General features: G+C 70.8%; 19 protein-coding genes. 9 read left to right on the top strand and 10 right to left on the bottom strand.

What is annotated here, in order from left to right; translation table 11 throughout:
• The first annotated feature begins 136 nt into the window (after positions 1 to 136).
• Entirely contained in the window at positions 137 to 859 is a 723-nt protein-coding gene (locus ACZ561_RS01630) for a lysophospholipid acyltransferase family protein (RefSeq protein WP_470988259.1), read from the top strand.
• A gap of 39 nt (positions 860 to 898) precedes the next feature.
• Here ACZ561_RS01630 and ACZ561_RS01625 read toward each other — a convergent pair whose 3' ends face one another.
• The 7 genes from ACZ561_RS01625 to ACZ561_RS01595 all read right to left on the bottom strand — a co-directional run bounded on the left by ACZ561_RS01625 (position 899) and on the right by ACZ561_RS01595 (position 7,770).
• Positions 899 to 1,591: a B3/B4 domain-containing protein gene (locus ACZ561_RS01625; RefSeq protein WP_470988256.1), complete on the bottom strand. Its 693-nt coding sequence runs from the start codon at positions 1,589 to 1,591 to the stop codon at positions 899 to 901.
• Positions 1,592 to 1,604: 13 nt separating this feature from the next.
• Complete coding sequence (locus tag ACZ561_RS01620; protein WP_470988253.1) at positions 1,605 to 2,183, bottom strand: transglutaminase domain-containing protein; 579 nt, start codon at positions 2,181 to 2,183, stop codon at positions 1,605 to 1,607.
• 83 nt (positions 2,184 to 2,266) lie between these two features.
• Positions 2,267 to 3,346, bottom strand: coding sequence for a threonine aldolase family protein (locus ACZ561_RS01615; RefSeq protein ID WP_376431766.1), 1,080 nt, complete (start codon positions 3,344 to 3,346; stop codon positions 2,267 to 2,269).
• A complete protein-coding gene (locus ACZ561_RS01610; RefSeq protein WP_470988250.1) occupies positions 3,343 to 4,101 on the bottom strand; it encodes an SDR family NAD(P)-dependent oxidoreductase in 759 nt (252 codons plus the stop codon). The genes ACZ561_RS01615 and ACZ561_RS01610 overlap by 4 nt, the downstream gene beginning before the upstream one ends.
• Before the next feature lie 29 nt (positions 4,102 to 4,130).
• Positions 4,131 to 5,537 carry a DUF6421 family protein gene (locus ACZ561_RS01605; RefSeq protein WP_470988249.1) on the bottom strand — a complete coding sequence of 469 codons (1,407 nt, stop codon included), beginning with the start codon at positions 5,535 to 5,537 and terminating at the stop codon, positions 4,131 to 4,133.
• 80 nt (positions 5,538 to 5,617) lie between these two features.
• A complete protein-coding gene (locus tag ACZ561_RS01600) occupies positions 5,618 to 6,640 on the bottom strand; it encodes an alpha/beta hydrolase (protein WP_470988247.1) in 1,023 nt (340 codons plus the stop codon).
• Positions 6,637 to 7,770: an LLM class flavin-dependent oxidoreductase gene (locus ACZ561_RS01595; protein ID WP_470988244.1), complete on the bottom strand. Its 1,134-nt coding sequence runs from the start codon at positions 7,768 to 7,770 to the stop codon at positions 6,637 to 6,639. Before ACZ561_RS01595 ends, ACZ561_RS01600 begins: the two co-directional genes overlap by 4 nt.
• Before the next feature lie 96 nt (positions 7,771 to 7,866).
• On the opposite strand from ACZ561_RS01595, the gene ACZ561_RS01590 reads away from it, so the two are divergent.
• Both ACZ561_RS01590 and ACZ561_RS01585 read left to right on the top strand, forming a co-directional pair.
• Positions 7,867 to 8,430, top strand: a complete 564-nt coding sequence (locus tag ACZ561_RS01590) for a helix-turn-helix transcriptional regulator (RefSeq protein ID WP_470988242.1) — start codon at positions 7,867 to 7,869, stop codon at positions 8,428 to 8,430.
• Positions 8,431 to 8,581: 151 nt separating this feature from the next.
• On the top strand, positions 8,582 to 9,265 hold the full coding sequence (locus ACZ561_RS01585; protein ID WP_470988239.1) for a glycerophosphodiester phosphodiesterase: 684 nt from the start codon (positions 8,582 to 8,584) through the stop codon (positions 9,263 to 9,265).
• A gap of 16 nt (positions 9,266 to 9,281) precedes the next feature.
• On the opposite strand, the gene ACZ561_RS01580 is transcribed toward ACZ561_RS01585, so the two are convergent.
• Positions 9,282 to 9,833 carry a GNAT family N-acetyltransferase gene (locus tag ACZ561_RS01580; RefSeq protein ID WP_470988237.1) on the bottom strand — a complete coding sequence of 184 codons (552 nt, stop codon included), beginning with the start codon at positions 9,831 to 9,833 and terminating at the stop codon, positions 9,282 to 9,284.
• Between the two features lie 144 nt (positions 9,834 to 9,977).
• Between ACZ561_RS01580 and ACZ561_RS01575 the strand changes: the two genes are divergently transcribed.
• From ACZ561_RS01575 to ACZ561_RS01560, 4 genes are all read left to right on the top strand, one after another.
• Positions 9,978 to 10,535 (top strand): DUF5134 domain-containing protein, encoded by a 558-nt coding sequence (locus ACZ561_RS01575; RefSeq protein WP_470988234.1) that lies wholly within the window; start codon positions 9,978 to 9,980, stop codon positions 10,533 to 10,535.
• An 86-nt stretch (positions 10,536 to 10,621) separates the two neighbouring features.
• Positions 10,622 to 11,557 carry a M56 family metallopeptidase gene (locus ACZ561_RS01570; protein ID WP_470988232.1) on the top strand — a complete coding sequence of 312 codons (936 nt, stop codon included), beginning with the start codon at positions 10,622 to 10,624 and terminating at the stop codon, positions 11,555 to 11,557.
• 65 nt (positions 11,558 to 11,622) lie between these two features.
• Positions 11,623 to 12,300, top strand: coding sequence for a phosphatase PAP2 family protein (locus ACZ561_RS01565; protein WP_470988229.1), 678 nt, complete (start codon positions 11,623 to 11,625; stop codon positions 12,298 to 12,300).
• A 129-nt stretch (positions 12,301 to 12,429) separates the two neighbouring features.
• On the top strand, positions 12,430 to 13,134 hold the full coding sequence (locus ACZ561_RS01560) for a TetR/AcrR family transcriptional regulator (RefSeq protein ID WP_470988227.1): 705 nt from the start codon (positions 12,430 to 12,432) through the stop codon (positions 13,132 to 13,134).
• On the opposite strand, the gene ACZ561_RS01555 is transcribed toward ACZ561_RS01560, so the two are convergent.
• Positions 13,110 to 14,639 (bottom strand): LVIVD repeat-containing protein, encoded by a 1,530-nt coding sequence (locus tag ACZ561_RS01555; RefSeq protein WP_470988225.1) that lies wholly within the window; start codon positions 14,637 to 14,639, stop codon positions 13,110 to 13,112. The two genes, ACZ561_RS01560 and ACZ561_RS01555, sit on opposite strands and share 25 nt — an antisense overlap.
• Positions 14,640 to 14,832: 193 nt before the next feature.
• On the opposite strand from ACZ561_RS01555, the gene ACZ561_RS01550 reads away from it, so the two are divergent.
• Together ACZ561_RS01550 and ACZ561_RS01545 are read left to right on the top strand one after the other, a co-directional pair.
• Positions 14,833 to 15,483, top strand: coding sequence for a DUF305 domain-containing protein (locus tag ACZ561_RS01550; protein ID WP_470988223.1), 651 nt, complete (start codon positions 14,833 to 14,835; stop codon positions 15,481 to 15,483).
• A gap of 112 nt (positions 15,484 to 15,595) precedes the next feature.
• Entirely contained in the window at positions 15,596 to 17,017 is a 1,422-nt protein-coding gene (locus ACZ561_RS01545) for an FAD-dependent oxidoreductase (RefSeq protein ID WP_470988220.1), read from the top strand.
• 194 nt (positions 17,018 to 17,211) lie between these two features.
• Here the strand turns inward: ACZ561_RS01545 and ACZ561_RS01540 are convergent, their stop codons facing one another.
• Complete coding sequence (locus ACZ561_RS01540) at positions 17,212 to 17,577, bottom strand: ArsR/SmtB family transcription factor (protein WP_470988218.1); 366 nt, start codon at positions 17,575 to 17,577, stop codon at positions 17,212 to 17,214.
• Positions 17,578 to 17,648 lie beyond the last annotated feature (71 nt).

Here is a 17,648-nt window from a genome sequence, read left to right as displayed (position 1 = left end):
TCTCCCCCTGCGAAGCCGTCAGGACTGGTCACCAGGGCCCACATGGGGCACGATCTGCCCAAAGCCGAAAACCTACGGCTGCGTAACTTCCGCCGGGAGAACCCTCCCCAGGAACAGAAGAAGGGGTTCCTCTCAGATGGCAGAACTCGTGTATCGGCCGGTCATCGGCGCCGCACTGACCCTGTTCAAGGCGCTGGACCTGAAGATCGACACGCAGGGTTCGGAGCACATCCCGCGCACGGGCGGGGCGGTGCTCGTCAGCAACCACATCAGCTATCTGGACTTCATCTTCACGGGCCTGGCCGCGCTGCCGCAGAAGCGCCTGGTGCGCTTCATGGCCAAGGACTCGGTGTTCCGGCACAAGGTGTCGGGTCCCCTCATGCGCGGCATGAAGCACATCCCGGTGGACCGCTCGCAGGGCGAGCACGCCTACAAGCACGCGCTGGAGTCACTGCGGGCCGGGGAGATCATCGGCGTCTTCCCCGAGGCGACCATCTCGCAGTCGTTCACGCTCAAGAGCTTCAAGTCGGGCGCGGCGCGACTGGCCCAGGAGGCCGGGGTCCCGCTGATCCCGATGGCGCTCTGGGGTACGCAGCGCGTCTGGACCAAGGGCCGGCCGCGGAACTTCAAGCGCAGCCACATCCCGGTCACGATCCGGGTGGGCGAGCCGGTGGAGGCCCCCGCCGACCAGTACGCGGGTGCCATCACCCGGCGGCTGCGCGAGCGTTGCCAGGAGCTCCTGGAGGCCGCGCAGCGCGCCTATCCCGTACGCCCCAAGGACGCGAGCGACACCTGGTGGGTGCCCGCGCACCTCGGGGGTACGGCTCCGACTCCGGCCCAGGTCAAGGAAGCCGGCTGACCGTCGGCCCGACCGGCCGGAAGGCCACCGGCCGAAACGTCACTCCGGGTCGCGGACGGTGATCCGCGCCCCGGGGTTCAGCTTCTCCAGGGACTCGGCGAGCTCGTTGCCCGCGGCGACGAGCTCCTCGCGCGTCATGGGCGTCAGCGACTCCAGCAGGAAGACCGCGTTGACGGTGTCGTCGTCGATTCGGGTGCGGGGCCCCTGGCGCCAGTTCCAGCGCCGGCAGGTGACGCCCGCCTCGTCGCACCAGATGACCTCGCCCGGCTCGGGGTGCTCCACGGTCTCCTCGCCGCCCGCCGTGGTCACGAACGCCTCGTCGCCGGTGGCCCGTACGAGCCGCATCTCGCCCTTGATCTTGTCGAGGTCCTCGCCACCGACCGGGATGAGGTGCGCGACGCTGATCGCGTTGTAGGCGTCGACGAGCCGGTTGATCCGCGGCAGTCCACCGTCCGCGAGCGCGCGCTTGGCCAGGGCCTCGGCGGAGTTGCGGGTACGGGAAGGCTTGGCACCGAAGGCGGAGTACGCCGCGCGCCAGGCGGCGACGTGCGGGTCCTTGTCCGGCGTCTGCCCGTCGAGCCGCTCGGCCAGGCGCCGGGCCGCGTCGTCCAGCAGTGCCGAACTGACCTCGTCGCTGGGGCCGTTGACGAGTCCGTGGGCCTCGACCGCGAGGTGGGTGAAGCCGGGCACGAGGGTGCGCACCTCGTCGGAGACTGTCAGGGTGAGGGGCATCGTCGTCCTTGCGTCAGAGGTCGGTCGGAAGGATCCGCAAGAGTTCCGGGCTGTCCGGCGCCGATCGCATGGCACTCAGCACTCCCGCATGTGGTGCAGCATACAACACCGCGTAGTCCACTTCATTGAACTCCGGATCGGGCAGGAACGCCAAGCGCTCCCCCGCAAGGGAGAACTCCGCCTCCCGGCCCGATTCACCACCGCGCGGATCCTGCCGGTGCCAGGTCTCCGTGCCGGGCAGGCGGATCGCGACCAGCCCGTGGAGCACCTCGAACTTCTGGTAGCAGAGCGCCGTCGGGATCGACTCGGCGCGCAGCAGCGCGGCGAGTGCGTGCGCCTTGGCGTGGCAGATCCCGGTGCGGCGCGCGAGGACGTCGGAGGCGCGCCAGGTGACCCGGAGGTCGCCGGTGTCGCTCGAGTGCGGGATCTCGTCCCGTACGAACGCGTACGCCGCCCGGGCGTACGCGCCGACGTCGGGGTGCCGGGCACGCAGCGCGGAGGCGGTCTCCCGTACGACGGGGTGCTCATGGTCGATGACCTCGTCCGCGGCGAGGTACGCGGAGAGTTCGGGGTCCTGCTGGATCAGCTCCATGAACCGGGACCCTAGAAAGACGACCGACCGGAAGTCAATGACTTTCCGGTCGGTCGCATACTTATGCCACGCTGGGAGGGGCGCTATCGCGCCATCTCCTCCTTCAGCGCCTGGAGGAAGGCGTCGACGTCGTCCTCCGTGGTGTCGAAGGAGCACATCCAGCGCACATCGCCGGCGGCCTCGTCCCAGAAGTAGAAGCGGAAGCGCTCCTGGAGCCGGGTGCTGACCTCGTGCGGCAGCCGCGCGAAGACCGCGTTGGCCTGGACCGGGTAGAGGATCTCCACCCCGTCCACCTCCCGCACGCCGGCCGCGAGGCGCTGGGCCATCGCGTTGGCGTGGGAGGCATTGCGCAGCCACAGGTCCTTGGCGAGCAGCGCCTCCAACTGGACCGACACGAAGCGCATCTTGGAGGCGAGCTGCATGGACAGCTTGCGCAGATGCTTCATGTGGCTGACCGCGTCCGGGTTGAGGACGACCACGGCCTCGCCGAAGAGCATGCCGTTCTTGGTGCCGCCGTAGGAGATGACGTCCACGCCGACCGCGTTGGTGAACGCGCGCATCGGCACGTTCAGGGAGGCGGCGGCGTTGGCTATCCGGGCGCCGTCGAGGTGCACCTTCATGCCCTTGCCGTGGGCGTGCTCCACGATGGCCCGGATCTCGTCCACGGTGTAGACCGTGCCCAGTTCGGTGTTCTGGGTGATCGAGACGACCTGCGGCATGGCCCGGTGCTCGTCCTCCCAGCCCCAGGCCTGCCGGTCGATGAGCTCGGGCGTGAGCTTGCCGTCCGGGGTCGGCACGGTGAGCAGCTTGAGGCCGCCCATCCGTTCCGGCGCGCCGCCCTCGTCCACGTTGATGTGCGCGGACTCGGCGCAGATCACGGCGCCCCAGCGGTCGGTCAGCGCCTGCAGGGCGGTGACGTTCGCGCCGGTGCCGTTGAAGACCGGGAACGCTTCGGCGTTCGGGCCGAAGTGGCTGTGCATGATCCGCTGGAGGTGCTCGGTGTAGTCGTCCTCGCCGTAGGCGATCTGATGACCGCCGTTGGCGAGGGCGATGGCCGCGAGCACTTCCGGGTGGGCTCCGGCGTAGTTGTCGCTGGCGAAGCCCCGGACCGACGGGTCGTGGTGACGACGCGCGTCGGTCCTGGTGGGCAGAGCCGGGGTCACGGCTTGGGGGTCAGCCACAGACGCTGTCCATTCACTTCCTGTGCGGGCCGGTCCCAGACGGCGGCGATCTCGTCGGCCAGATCCGTGACGTCGGTGAAGCCCGCGAACTTCGCATTCGGGCGCTCGGCGCGCATGGCGTCGTGCACCAGTGCCTTGACCACCAGGATGGCAGCAGCGGCCCGGGGGCCCTCGTCGCCCCCTGCCTTGCGGAAGTCGTCGCCCATGGCGAGCGTCCACGCCTCGGCCGCCGCCTTGGCGGCGGAGTAGGCAGCGTTGCCGGCGGTGGGCTTCGAGGCGCCCGCGGCGCTGATCAGCACGTAGCGGCCGCGGTCGCTGCGCAGCAGCGGCTCGTGGAAGGCGAGCGAGGTGGACTGGACCGTGCGGATGAGGAGCTTCTCCAGGAAGTTCCAGTCGGCGAGGTCGGTCTCGCCGAAGGAGGAGCTGCCGCGCCAGCCCCCGACGAGGTGCACGAGCCCGTCGATCCGGCCGAACTCCTTCTCCGTCTTGTCGGCCCACTCCCGCGCCGCGCCCAGGTCGAACAGGTCGACCGTGTCGCCGACGACCGTGGCGCCGCCGTGGGCGTACCGGGCGGCGTCTACAGCCTCGGCCAGGCGGGCCGGGTCGGCGTCGGCACCGACGACGATGGCTCCGGCTTCGGCGAGGCGCATCAGCGTCGCCCGTCCCGCCGGACCGGCCGCTCCCGCGACCGCGATGACGGCACCCTCCAGCGGCCCGCCGTTCCCGTTGCCGTTCATGGTCGTCCCCTCCTCCTCCGTGACTGGGTTCACGCGGCAGCCTGCTCGGTCCGCGAAGCGTTCGCGGCGGTGATGCCCTTGGTGGAGGCGATCACGTCCTTCAGCTTCTTGGACAGGGCCTCATAGAACATGCTGAGCGGAAACTCGTCCGGAAGCACGTCGTCGACGAGCTTGCGGGGCGGCAGGGAGAGGTCCAGGGCGTCCGGACCCTTGGCCCACTTCGACCCCGGGTGCGGAGCGAGGTAGGTGGAGACGAGCTCGTACGCCTTGAACCAGTGGACGAGCTTGGGGCGGTCGATGCCCTCGCGGTACAGCTTCTCGATCTCGGCGCAGAGCTGGTTGGTGACCTCGGGGGCCCGCTTCCAGTCGATCTTGAGCGTGTTGTCCGTCCAGCGCACCACGTCGTGCTTGTGGAGGTACGCGAAGAGGAGCTGGCCGCCCATACCGTCGTAGTTGCGGTTGCGGTCGCCGGTGACGGGGAAGCGGAACATCCGGTCGAACAGGACGGCGTACTGCACGTCCCGGCCGTGGGCGTTGCCCTCGCCCTCCAGCTTCACGGCCTCCTTGAAGGCGGTGAGGTCGCAGCGCAGCTCCTCCAGGCCGTACATCCAGAACGGCTGGCGCTGCTTGATCATGAACGGGTCGAACGGCAGGTCGCCATGGCTGTGGGTGCGGTCGTGGACCATGTCCCAGAGCACGAAGGCGGACTCGCAGCGCTTCTGGTCCTCGACCATGGCGGCGATGTCCTCGGGCAGCTCGATGCCGAGGATGTCCACGGCGGCCTCGGTGACCTTGCGGAAGCGGGCCGCCTCGCGGTCGCAGAAGATGCCGCCCCAGCTGAAGCGCTCGGGGGCCTCGCGCACGGCGATGGTCTCGGGGAAGAGGACGGCCGAGTTGGTGTCGTACCCGGCGGTGAAGTCCTCGAACGTGATGCCGCAGAACAGCGGGTTGTCGTAGCGGGTGCGCTCCAGCTCGGAGAGCCACTCGGGCCAGACCATCCGCAGCACGACCGCCTCGAGGTTGCGGTCCGGGTTGCCGTTCTGCGTGTACATCGGGAAGAGCGCCAGGTGCTGGAGCCCGTCCTGGCGGTCGGCGGCCGGCTGGAAGGCCAGCAGGGAGTCCAGGAAGTCCGGTACCTGGAAGCCGCCCTCGACCCACTTGCGCAGGTCGGCGACGAGAGCGCGGTGGTACGCGGCGTCGTGCGGGAGCAGCGGGGAGAGCTGCTCGACCGCCGCCACGATGCGCTCGACCGCACTCTGGGCGAGGGCGCGGGACGGCGCGCCCTCGGTCTCGAAGTCGATGGACCCGTCCTTGCTCTGCCAGGGACGGATCTCCTCCACGGCATTCTTGAGCTCGGGCCAGGCAGGGTGCTCGATCACCGGGGTATCGGTGAATATCCCCCCACCGGTCACGTCCTGCACAAGAATTTCCGTCATGTCACTTCCTCCACAGGAGAACCTCGCGTCAAGACACCGTATCCGGCCGCGGTTCCTCCGGACAAGAGGAGCAAGAGAAATTATCCTGCGAGACCCCCTTCGTCACCGTCAATTTTCCTGTCGGGGAGCGTTGAGGCGATCGCATCCCCCGCGGCGGCGAGGGCCTGAGCCGCCGCACCGAGGTACTCGTGCAGGGCCAGGAAGCCATGGAACATCCCCGGGTGGTGGTCCTCCGTGACCTCCACGCCCGCCGCGGCCAGGGCGGCGGCGAAGGCCCGCCCCTCGTCGCACAGCGGGTCGCAGCCCGCGGTGACCACATGGGCGGGGGGCAGGCCGGCGAGCTCCGCGCGCAGCGGGGAGGCGAGCGGATGGCGGGGGTCACCGTCCGGACCGAGGTAGTGGTCGCGGTACCAGCGCATATGGACGTCGGTGAGGTAGTAGCCCTCGCCGTTCGTCCGGTACGACGCGTGGGCGCCGGCCAGGTCGGTCGCCGGGTAGATCAGCACCTGGCGGGCGAGCGCGGGGCCCTGGCGGCCGCGGGCGAGCAGCGCGGCCGCCGCGGCGAGGTTGCCTCCCGCGCTGTCCCCCGCGACGACGAGGGCCGCGGGCTCGCCGCCCAGCTCGTCGATGTGCGCGGCGGCCCACAGAAGCGCCGCGTAGGCGTCCTCGACGGGTGCGGGGAAGCGCACCTCGGGGGCGAGCCGGTAGTCGACGGAGACGACGACGGATCCGGACTCCCGGCACAGGATCCGGCAGGAGCGGTCATGGGTGTCCAGGCCACAGAGCACCCAGCCCCCGCCGTGGAGGAAGACGGCGGTCGGGCGGGGCCTCGCGTCCCCCTCGGGCCGGTAGATCCGCACCGGGAGCGGTGGGGCGCCCTCGGGGCCGGGGACCGTCCTGTCCTCCACGGAGCCGACGACGGGCGGCGCACCGGGCGGCGCGGGGGCGCCGGCGAGCAGCCTCCGGGCCTCGACGGGGTCGGTGACGGCGCCGCCGATGTCCGGGAAGACGGCGGTGAGCAGATCGACGAAGGGACGGGCCTCGGGGTCGAGCCGGTCGGCCGGAGGAGTGTCGGGACGGCCGGGGGGTGCGGTGTCCGTCATCGTGCGCCCTCGCCCTCGGTGAAGTACGGGATGACCTTCTCGCCCCACTGACGCAGGGTCTCCAGACAGGCCTCCTGCGGCACGGTCCCCATCTGCATCAGGCACATGATCTCGTCGGCGCCCGCGTCCCGGAGCCGTTCCACGTAGGCGATCGCGTCCTCGGCGGTGCCGTAGGCGTGGTCGGCGTGGAAGGTGGCCGTGGCGGAGGGGCGCACCGGTATGCGCTGTTCGTGCAGCCGGGCGACGACCTGCTCGGCGGCGCGGCGCATGTCGGCGGCCTCGTCGGCGCCTTCCACCACCGCCTCGTCGGGGATGCCCGCTCCCCCGTACCAGTGGCCGATCGACTGGGCGAAGAAACGCTGGCCCCGGATGCCGATGCGGCGGGCCTCGGCGCGGTCGTCGAGGACGATCGTGGGGCAGAGGACGGAGAAGTGGTCGTTGACGACCGTGGAGACGAACCGGTCGCCGGTGCGTGCGGCGCGGGCCGTGTCGTAGGCGCGGCGCATCTCGGCGATCGACTCGGGCCCGGCGAAACCCATCACGAGCGCGCCGATGCCGAGCTCGGCGGCCTGGGCGAGGGTCTCCGTGCGACTGCAGGCGAGGAAGAGCGGCGGATGCGGGGTCTGGCGCGGGCGGGGCAGGATCGGATGCGGATCGATGCTGATCAGCTCGGAGCTGTACTCCAGCTCGTCCTTCTGCCAGGCCCTGCCGATGATCCTCAGGGCGTCCTCGACCTCCTGGGTCGTACGGTCGCGGTCGACCCCGCAGAGCGAGGTCTCCTGCTCGGTGCCGCCGCGCCCGGCGCCGAGGTCGAGACGTCCGCCGGAGAGCAGGTCGAGCATGGCGGCGCGTTCGGCGACGCGGGCGGGGTGGTTGAAGTTGAACGGCATGCAGACCACGCCGTGGCCGATGCGGATGCGGCTCGTCCGCGCGGCGACGTAGCTGAGGAAGACCTCGGGGGCGGACATGTGGGCGTACCACTTCAGAGAATGGTGCTCGACGGCCCAGATCCGGTCGAAGCCCATCTCCTCCGCCAGGACGGCCTGTTCGACGCAGTCGTGGATGACCTGGTGCTCGTGCTCCACGGTCGGGTCGGCCAGCTGCGCCTCGAAGATGACGGAGAACTTCATATGCCCTCCAGGGGGTTGTGTCGGGAAGCTGTCCTTGTTTCGATTAGCCATATGACTAGTCGTCAGGTCGCGAAGAGGCAAGAGACGGAACACGGATTGCCGCAGACGGCCTGGGCGGTGCTCGGGCTGCTCTCGTTCCCCGGCGAGCGCACCGGCTACGAGCTGAAGAAGTGGGCGGACGCGTCCCTGCGCTTCTTCTACTGGTCGCCGGCGATCAGCCAGATCTACGCGGAGCTGCGCCGGCTGGAGTCGCGCGGGTACGTGATGTCGGCCCGGTCGGGTCCGGAGGAGCCGCGGACCAAGCGGCGGTACGCGATCACGGAGGCGGGCCGGGCGGCGCTGGCCGACTGGGCGGACGGCGACGGCGGGCCCGTGGTGCTCAAGCATCCGCTGGTGCTGCGGGTCTGGCTGGGGCATCTCGCGGCCCCGGAGCGGCTGCGGACGCTCGTCGAGGAGCACATCGCCCGTACACAGGGTGAGCTCAAGGAGGTCCGGGACGCGCTCGCCCGCGCGGAGTCCGAGCCCGAGTGGCACCATCCGGCACTTGCTTTGCGCTGGAGCGAACGGCAGCACCTGGCGGAGCTGGAACTCGCCGAGTCGATGCTGACGGACCTGGAGGCACTGGTGGAGGCCCCGGCGAGGGGTGACACGGGGCACTGAGGGGCCCGTGGGTGTGACGCCCGGAGTGTCAGGTTCCGACGCCCCGCGCGCATGCGCTTCCTTCTTGCGGTGAAGTCATTAGGCTGCGCCCCGAGCCGCACCGGGAGCCCGGAGGGACCTGGGCCCGGACATCGACGGAAGCGAGAAGATCTTGAGTTTCCTCACCATCGGTCATCGCGGAGTCATGGGCGTCGAGCCCGAGAACACCCTGCGTTCCTTCGTCCGGGCCGAGCAGGTCGGCATGGACGTCATCGAGCTGGACCTCCATCTGAGCAAGGACGGCGCACTCGTCGTCATGCACGACGCCGACGTCGGCCGGACCACCGACGGCAGCGGGGCGATCGCCGAGAAGACCCTCGCCGAGCTGCGCGAGCTGGACGCGGGCGCCGGGGAGCACGTCCCCGTCTTCGAAGAGGTCCTGGACGCGGTGCGGTCCCCGCTCCAGGCCGAGATCAAGGACGTGGCCGCCGCCCAGGTGCTCGCCGAGGTGATGAACCGGCGTGACCTGGTGGGGCGCGTGGAGGTCCTCTCCTTCCACGACGAGGCCCTCGCGGAGATCTCCCGGCTCGTCCCGGGCGTCCGTACCGCGCTCGTGGCGGACCTGTGGGACGCCGACGTCGTGGACCGGGCCAAGGCGGTCGGTGCCGGCGCGCTCGTCCTGAACATCCGGCACCTCACCCTGGAGACCGTCGAGCGCGCACACGCCGAGGGCCTGCGGGTCATCGGCTGGGTGGTGAACACCCAGGACCACCTGCGGCTGGTACGGGCCCTGGAGCTCGACGGCGCGACGACCGACTATCCGGAGATCCGCCGCACCGGCCGCTTCACGGCCTGATTCGCGGGCCCGGCCCTCAGACCAGCGGCTTCACCAGGAGCTCGAACTGCAGGTCGTCCCGCTGCGGGACGCCGAAGCGCTCGTCGCCGTACGGGAACGGGGTCATCTCTCCCGTACGGCGGTAGCCGCACCGCTCGTACCAGGCGATGAGTTCCTCGCGCACGGAGATCACCGTCATGTGCATCTCGCGCACGCCCCAGATCTCCCGCACCCGGCGCTCCGCCTCGGTGATGATCAGGCGGCCGAGACCCGCTCCCTGGAGTTCGGGGCGGACCGCGAACATGCCGAAGTAGGCGGCGTCGCCGCGGCGTTCGAGCTGGCAGCAGGCGACGACCTCGCCGTCGCGCTCCACCACCATCATGCGGCTGCCCGGGGTGGTGATGACGGCACGCACCCCCTCGGCGTCGGTCCGCTGCCCCTGCAGGATGTCCGCCTCCGTGGTCCAGCCGGTCCGGCTCGAGTCGCCGCGGTAGGCCGACTCCACGAGCGGCACGAGGACCGGGACGTCGTCCTCGACGGCGTCGCGGTAGCCGATCCGACCGGTGTCCTGCGGCGTGGCGGTGTCCATGCTGTTCGGGTCTCCCCTCGGGGCGCTGACGATCCCCCCGAGCGTAACGCCCCAGCGCCGTGCTCCCCCGCGTACGCCTGTGCGCTCGCGTACGCCCGGCCGGGCATGGGCATCGACCCGGAGGAACCCACGGGGAGGTGTGCCGTGCACGGACCGGCGTTGTCGGCCTGGCTGTTGCTGACGCTCTGCGGGGCGAGCGGGGTGTACTGCCTGCTGCGGATGCGCCGGTGCGCGGGCGAGGAGCGCAGAACGGCGGGGGGCGAGGCCGTGATGGGCTTCGGGATGGCGGCGATGGCGCTGCCCCCCGCCGTGCTCACACCGCCCTCCTGGTCGTGGGCGGTGTACGCGGCCGTGTTCGGGGCGGCGGCCCTGCACGCGCTGTCGACGGTGCGGCGCGGCGGACATCATCTGCACCATCTGCTGGGCTCCTTGGCGATGGTCTACATGGCGCTGGTCATGGCGGCCCCGGCCCAGGGAGCGCACGGAGGACACGGGGCAGGGGCCTCCGCGGGCGTACCGCTCGTCACGGGTGCGCTCCTCGCGTACTACGTCGTCTACGTGCTCCGCACGGGGACGCGGCTGGTCCCGGTGGCGGTGCCCGCGGGCGCCACGCCGACGGCCTGGGCCACCCGGCCGGAGTTCGCTCTGGTGTGCCGGCTGTCCATGGCGCTCGCGATGCTGGCGATGCTCGTGACCCTCTGACGCCGGCCACGTCGAAACCGTGGCGTACGTCACTTGGCGTGCGAGGCCATACCCCCGAGTAGTACGCCACTCATAGGCTGGACGCCATGTTGGTCTCCCTCGCGCTGCTCTCGCTCGGCGTCCTGACCGCCGCCGTGGCCCCACGGCTGCTGTCACGGTCCGACTGGGCGGAACGCGAGCCCGTGGTGGCCCTGTGGGTGTGGCAGTGCGTGGTGGCGGCGGTGCTGCTGAGCTTCGCGCTGTCGATGACGTTCAGCGCGGCGGCCGCCTGGCAGGTGGTACGGGGTCAGGTCTTCGCGGGCGCGCCGCACGGGGTGCTCGAGGCATACGAACTGGGCACCCATCAGCCCTGGTCGGCGGCGCTTGCCGTGGTCCTGGCCTGTGGTGGGCTGTGGACCGGCGCGATGCTCGGCCGGGAGATCCGCCGGGCGCGGGCGCGTCGTCGGCAGCGCCGCTGCGAACTGCTCGTCCGTTCCCCGCTGTTGCCTGGCGAGGAGCCGGGCAGCGAGCGCCTCGTGGTGCTGGAGGGAGAACGTCCGGACGCCTGGTGGCTGCCGGGGACCGCGCCGCAGCTGGTCATCACGACGGCGGCGCTGCGCCGCCTCAAGGGACGCCAGCTCGATGCCGTGCTCGCGCACGAGCAGGGACACGCCCGGGCGCGCCACGACTGGCTGCTGCACTGTTCGGGGGCGCTGGCGGGCGGTTTCCCGGGGATTCCGGTCTTCGCGGCCTTCAGGGGCGAGATGCACCGGTTGGTGGAGCTGGCGGCCGACGATGTGGCCTCGCGGCGGTTCGGGCGGCTGACGATCGCGCTGGCGCTCGTGGAACTGAACGAGGAGCGCGGGGTGTTCGGGCCGGGCACCGCACCGGACGCGGATCTTCCGCAGCGGGTCAATCGCCTTCTCACGGCCGCTCCGCGGCTCACCGCGAGCCGGAGGCTGGGGCTGACGGCGTCCGCGGCGCTCGTCCCGGTCGTACCGGTCCTGGTGGCGTTCGTGCCCGCCCTCAGGGCGCTCGGATAACGGGGGTTCCGGCGCGTAGTCGGGGATTCCGGCGTGCCGGCGCGCGGGTCGGGGAAGATCGGCCCATGCGTTCCTCCGCCGTGGTCTCCGCTGCCCTGGCCGTGCTGATGCTCGTCCTGGTGGCCGTGGGCTGGCCACCACTGCTCTCCCTGGACCGGTCGGTCACCGAGGAGCTGCACCGCAGCGCCGTCGCCGAGCCCGGGTTCACCCAGCTCAACCGGATCCTGAGCGACTGGGTGTGGGACCCATGGACGATGCGCGCGCTGCTCGCCGTCGCGGTGGTGGTGCTGTGGTGGCGGCGCGAGCGGCTGCTGGCCCTGTGGCTGACGACGGCCGGCCTGGTGACGGCGGCCGTCCAGCAGGGGATGAAGTGGGCCGTCGGCCGGGAGCGGCCGGACTGGCCGGATCCGGTGGACTCGGCGCAGTTCGCGTCGTTCCCCTCGGGGCACGCGATGACGGCGACGGTGAGCTGTGGGCTGCTGCTCTGGGTGCTCGCCCTGCACTGGCGGGAGACATGGCGGGGCTGGAGCGTGATCGTGGTGGCGGCCCTGGTGTCGGTGCTCGGTGTGGGGTGGACCCGGGTCTATCTGGGAGTGCACTGGCCGTCGGACGTGGTGGCCGGCTGGTTGCTCGGCTTCTGCCTCGTGATGGTGTCGATCATCACGTTCCGCATGTACGGCCGGGGCGCCGGGCGGGCCGGTCCGCCGGGGACGGGACGGAGGAGAATGGGAGAGACGCGATGAAGCCGCCTGTCCTGGACGATCCCCCGCGTCGCCCAGAACAGACGGCAAACCCGCTGACCAGCCACGAAGGCGCGACAGCAGGCTGCGCTGAGTATATTGGCTGCGAGCCAGTCAACGCAGGAGTCAAGCATGTCCCCGCGTAGCCCATCGGTCAATGAAGAGCTTCGACGACGCTCTCGGGAGCGCCTCCTCGAGGCGACCGTCGAGCTCGTCTCCGAGCGCGGGTACGAGTCGACGACGCTGGGCGACATCGCCGAGCGGGCCGGTTCGGCACGTGGTCTGATCTCGTACTACTTCCCGGGCAAGCGCCAGCTGCTGCAGTCGGCGGTGCACCGGCTGATGCACCTGACGCTCGAGGAGGCGCTGGAGCGCGAGCCGCGGACCGACGACGGCCGGGAGCGGATGGCGCGGGCCATCGACGCGATCCTGGGGCTGGCCGTGGACCGCCCGGTGCTGATGCGGACGCACATGGCGGGCATCCTGCAGGCCGAGGGGTTCGTGCAGTGTCCGGAGCAGCAGCGGCTGGCGTTCCTGCTGCGGGACACGGTGACGCGGTACGGCTCCGCGAACGTGGACGCGGACTATCCGCTGCTGCGGGCGCTGCTGATGGGCGCCGTCGTGGCGGTGCTGCTGCCGGGGGCGCCGATGCCGGTGGCGCGGCTGCGGTCGGAGCTGTTCCAGCGCTACGGACTGGATTGGGAGCAGGGAATGCCGCCGGACGGCGGTCCGCCCGACGGCATTCCCTTCACGGCCTCGGTGTCAGAGCTCCGGGTGCCGTGTCAGTCGCCCACGGCACAGACCTCGAAGACTCAGTCCTCGAAGTCGTCGAAGTAGTCCGGCTGGGTCTGGACGTTGAGCGCGTCCATCCGGATCCGCTTCGCCGGGTCCGTACGACGGTCGTCGAGCTTCAGGACGTCGAAGCCCTTCGCGATGTCGTTGGAGTAGATGTAGCCGTTGTAGTAGTAAGCGGACCACGAACCGCCGGTGCTGATGGTGGTGGCGGAGAGCGGACCGCGCTCGAAGTAGGCGATCTCCTTCGGCTTGCGGGAGTCGGTGAAGTCCCAGACGGAGACGCCGCCCTGGTACCACGCCTGGACCATGAGGTCCTTGCCCTTGACCGGGATCAGCGAGCCGTTGTGGGCGACGCAGTTCTCGGTGTCCGCCTGGTGGCGCGGGATCTTGAAGTAGCTGCGGAAGACGAGCTTGCGGTGCTTGCCCTTGCCGACGATGTCGTAGATGCCGTCCGCGCCGCGGTTCGGGCCGACGGCCGCGTTGCAGGTCGCGCCGGAGCCGCCACCGAGCTCGTCGGTGAAGACGACCTTGTCGGCCTTCTGGTTGAAGGTCGCCGAGTGCCAGAACGCGAAGTTGACGTTGTCCTGGACCTGGTCGATGACCTTCGGGCGTTCCGGGTCCTCGATGTCGAAGAGGATGCCGTCACCCATGCAGGCGCCGGCTGCGAGGTCCTTGCCCGGCAACACGGTGATGTCGTGGCAGCCGGTGGTCTTGGAGACACCCGGGTTGGTGGGACCGCCGGGGTTGCCGCCGCCGTCAGGGCCCTCGCCCGGGAACAGGACCGGGAAGCTCACGATCGCGGCCTTCTGGGGCGCCTTGCGGGGCACCTTGATGACCGAGATGCCGTCGTGCGGAGGCTGGCAGTCCGGGAACGCGGCGTTGGGCGAGTACGAGGAGACGTAGACGTACACGTCCTTCTTCTTGGGCACCAGCGTGTGGGTGTGCGAGCCGCACGCGGTCTCGACGGCAGCGACGTACTTCGGGTTGCGGATGTCGCTGATGTCGAAGATCTTCATGCCCTCCCAGGAGGACTTCTCCGTGGCCGGCTGGCTGACGCTGGCACAGGAGTTGTCGCTGCGGGAGGAGTCGGTGGAGAGGAAGACGAGGTTGCCGGAGACGGAGATGTCGTTCTGGGAGCCCGGGCAGAGGACCTGGGCGACCGTCTTCGGGGCGCGCGGGTTGCTGATGTCGAAGATGCGGAAGCCGTCGTAGTTGCCCGCGAAGGCGTACTTGCCCTGGAAGGCCAGGTCGGAGTTGGTGCCCGCGAGCGCATCCTTGGGGATGTTCACGAGGTGCTGGATGTTGTCACTGTGGACGATCTCGTCCACGCCGGGTATCTCGCCGCTCTGGATGGCGGACCGGGCCTCGGCCGCCTGTGCAGAGGAGACGGTGCCCTGCGCGGTGGCGTCACCCGGGTCGGGCGTGGCGGCCGCGGGGCCGGCCGCGAGCAGGCTGACCAGCAGTCCGGCCGCGGCGGTCGCCACACCCAGACCTCTGATCCGTGCGCGCGGGGTACGCGTGATGCGCGTGGTACGCAACGAAGTCACTCCGTCCTCCCTTGTATCCGTTCGTAGTTGAACGGGTGATGGACCCCGGCAGTATCGTCCTTAGCGTGCACATCTCAACAGATGGCAACACACATGTAATGAATGTTTTTGCTCGATGCCCCTGAGAAGCGTGCTAGGAACGGTGCCCGACGCTTGTCCCCCCGGTCCCTCGGAACCACCCCTGGAGGTCGCCTTGTTGAACCGCCGTATCCGTGGAGCTGCCGCCGTCGCGCTGAGTGTCGCCGCGGTGTGGGCGCTGTCCGCCTGCGATTCGGCCCCGGACGGGAAGGCGCCGCAGAGCAAGGACTCCACGGCTCCCTCGGTGGTGGCTCCGGGCAAGCCTGGCGAGCCGGCGCGGAGGATATCGCCGGCCGAGGCGTCCCGGCTGCTGCCCGACGACAAGCCCAACGCGGCGGACTTCACCTATGCGCAGATGATGGTCGTGCACCACAAGCAGGCGCTCACGATGACCGCGCTCGCTCCGGACCGGGCCGGGTCGACGCAGGTCAAGAAGTTGGCGGACCGGATCACGGCGGCGCAGAAGCCGGAGATCGACGCGATGGAGGGCTGGCTGAAGAACAACGGCGGCCCGCGCGAGCAGAGCGGTCACGACCACCACACGATGCCGGGGATGGCGACCGAGACGCAGTTGGCGGAGCTGAGGAAGGCGAACGGCAAGGCGTTCGACGAGCTGTTCCTGAAGCTGATGGTCACGCACCACGAGGGCGCGGTGACGATGGCGGCGGAGGTGCTGGGGGAGGGGAACAACGTCCTCGTGGAGGAGATGGCGAACGACGTGATCGCGCAGCAGACGGCGGAGATCAACCGGATGCGCTCGATGTAGCGGAGCCCGTCCCGGGCCGGCCGGGCCTGTCGCGCGTCTCCCCTGCCGGGGCTTCCGGTGCCATGCTGGAAGTCTCTCGGCGGGAATCCCCGCGGCGGGAAGGAGTACGACCGTGCTTCGTGTCGCTGTCGTCGGTTCCGGGCCCAGCGGGGTCTACACCGCCCAGTCGCTGGTCCAGCAGTCCGGGGTGCCCGGGGTGCGGGTCGACGTCCTGGACCGGCTGCCCTGCCCGTACGGTCTGGTCCGCTACGGTGTCGCGCCCGACCACGAGAAGATCAAATCACTCCAGCAGAACCTGCGGACGGTCCTGGAGGACGAGCGGGTCGGGTTCGTCGGCAACGTCGAGGTGGGCAAGCGGGGGCTGACCCCTGAGCGCCTCCTGGAGCTGTACCACGCGGTCGTGTACTGCGTGGGCGCGGCGCGGGACCGTCGGCTCGGGGTGCCGGGCGAGGATCTGGCGGGCAGCCACTCGGCGACGGACTTCGTCTCCTGGTACAGCGCGCATCCCGATGCCGCGGGCAACGGATTCCGTCTCGACGGCCGCTCGGCGGTCGTGATCGGCGTGGGCAATGTGGCGGTGGACGTCACCCGGATCCTGGCCAGGGCCGCGGACGAGCTGCGGGCCACGGACGTGCCGCAGGGGGCCCTCGCCGCCCTCGCGGCCAGCCGGGTGCGCGCGGTGCACATGGTGGGGCGTCGGGGCCCCGGGCAGGCCAAGTTCACGACGAAGGAACTGCGGGAGCTGGGCGGCCTGGACAGCGCGCGGGTGAGCGTGGATCCAGCGGATCTGGCGCTGGACCCCGCGTTCGCGGACTCCTCGGCGCTGCCCGCCGTGAACCGGCGGAATCTGGAGGTCGTCCGAGGGTGGGCGGCGGGTGCGGCGGAGGGCTCGGACGCGTCGGCGCGGGACGGCGCGGCCGAGGCCGCGCGGACCATCAGCCTGCGGTTCTTCCTGCGGCCGGTGGAGCTGCTGGGCGAGGACGGCCGGGTGGCCGCGGTCCGCTTCGAGCGGACGGAGCCGGACGGAGCCGGTGGCGTGCGGGGCACGGGGCGGTACGAGGAGATCGAGGCCCAACTGGTCCTGCGGGCGGTCGGCTACAAGGGGGTCGCCCTGCCCGGGCTGCCCTTCGACCAGGCCCGGGGGACGGTCCCGAACGAGGCAGGCCGGGTGCTGCGGGACGGCGTTCCGTCGCCGGGCGAGTACGTCGCCGGCTGGATCAAGCGTGGCCCCACGGGTGTGATCGGCACCAACCGCCCGTGCGCCAAGGAGACCGTGACCTCCCTGCTGGCCGACGCGGCGGAGCTGGCCGGGCGGCCGGTTCCGGCCGACCCGATCGGCGCGCTGCGGGACCTGGGCCACGAGCCTGTCGCCTGGCGGGGCTGGCTCTCCATCGAGCGCGCGGAGTCGGACCTGGGCCGCTCACTGGGGCGCGGCCGGGTGAAGATCCCGGACTGGCCGGGCCTTCGGGCGGCGGCGCGGGAGGATGCGGACCTTCGCGCGGCCGCGCGAGAGAGCGCGGACCGGGAGGCGTAGCCGCGCCCGGGCTCTCGTCACGGCCGAACCGAGGCCACCGCCCCCGCCCGGGCGCGGAGGCGCTACGAGCCGGGCGGGGAGCCGGCGCGTCGGCGTTACGAGACGGGCGGGGAGCCGGCGCGTCGGCGTTACGAGCCGGGCGGGGAGCCGGCGCGTCGGCGCTACGAGACGGTCGGGGGCCGGGCGTGGAGGCGCTACGCGTCGGCCGCGGTCGACTCCCCCAGCCGCTCCGTCTGGTCCCCGGCCGCCCGCAGGACGCTGTCCAGGAGGCCGGGGAAGAGGGCGTCCAGGTCCTCGCGGCGCAGGGCGTTCAGCTTGGCGGTGCCCCGGTAGATCTGCTGGATGACGCCGGCCTCGCGGAGCACCCGGAAATGGTGCGTCGTCGTCGACTTGGTCACCGGAAGGTCGAAGTAGGAGCAGCTCAACTCGGTGCCCTCGCGCGCCATGTCGCTCACGATCGTCAGCCTCACCGCGTCGGACAGGGCGTGCAGCACGCCCTCCAGGCGGATCTCCTCCCGCGCGGGGTGGTCCAGAACCCGAGGGTTGATCGCGGTCGTCACGGCGGCGGCTCCACTTCATCCGGGGTACGCGCCCATTGTACGAGAACTCTCGTAGTTTGACAGGTGACGTA

The organism is Streptomyces sp. NPDC039609 (assembly GCF_055596705.1).
This window is presented reverse-complemented; position numbering and strand designations above follow the sequence as displayed.

Excerpts from the sequence above, each read along its gene's own strand:
- ACZ561_RS01595 (WP_470988244.1), bottom strand. The coding sequence starts at position 7,770 with ATGAAGTTCTCCGTCATCTTCGAGGCGCAGCTGGCCGACCCGACCGTG.
- ACZ561_RS01560 (WP_470988227.1), top strand. The coding sequence starts at position 12,430 with ATGTCCCCGCGTAGCCCATCGGTCAATGAAGAGCTTCGACGACGCTCT.
- ACZ561_RS01625 (WP_470988256.1), bottom strand. The coding sequence starts at position 1,591 with ATGCCCCTCACCCTGACAGTCTCCGACGAGGTGCGCACCCTCGTGCCC.
- ACZ561_RS01610 (WP_470988250.1), bottom strand. The coding sequence starts at position 4,101 with ATGAACGGCAACGGGAACGGCGGGCCGCTGGAGGGTGCCGTCATCGCG.
- ACZ561_RS01620 (WP_470988253.1), bottom strand. The coding sequence starts at position 2,183 with ATGGAGCTGATCCAGCAGGACCCCGAACTCTCCGCGTACCTCGCCGCG.
- ACZ561_RS01565 (WP_470988229.1), top strand. The coding sequence starts at position 11,623 with ATGCGTTCCTCCGCCGTGGTCTCCGCTGCCCTGGCCGTGCTGATGCTC.
- ACZ561_RS01630 (WP_470988259.1), top strand. The coding sequence starts at position 137 with ATGGCAGAACTCGTGTATCGGCCGGTCATCGGCGCCGCACTGACCCTG.
- ACZ561_RS01580 (WP_470988237.1), bottom strand. The coding sequence starts at position 9,833 with ATGGACACCGCCACGCCGCAGGACACCGGTCGGATCGGCTACCGCGAC.
- ACZ561_RS01605 (WP_470988249.1), bottom strand. The coding sequence starts at position 5,537 with ATGACGGAAATTCTTGTGCAGGACGTGACCGGTGGGGGGATATTCACC.
- ACZ561_RS01570 (WP_470988232.1), top strand. The coding sequence starts at position 10,622 with ATGTTGGTCTCCCTCGCGCTGCTCTCGCTCGGCGTCCTGACCGCCGCC.
- ACZ561_RS01600 (WP_470988247.1), bottom strand. The coding sequence starts at position 6,640 with ATGACGGACACCGCACCCCCCGGCCGTCCCGACACTCCTCCGGCCGAC.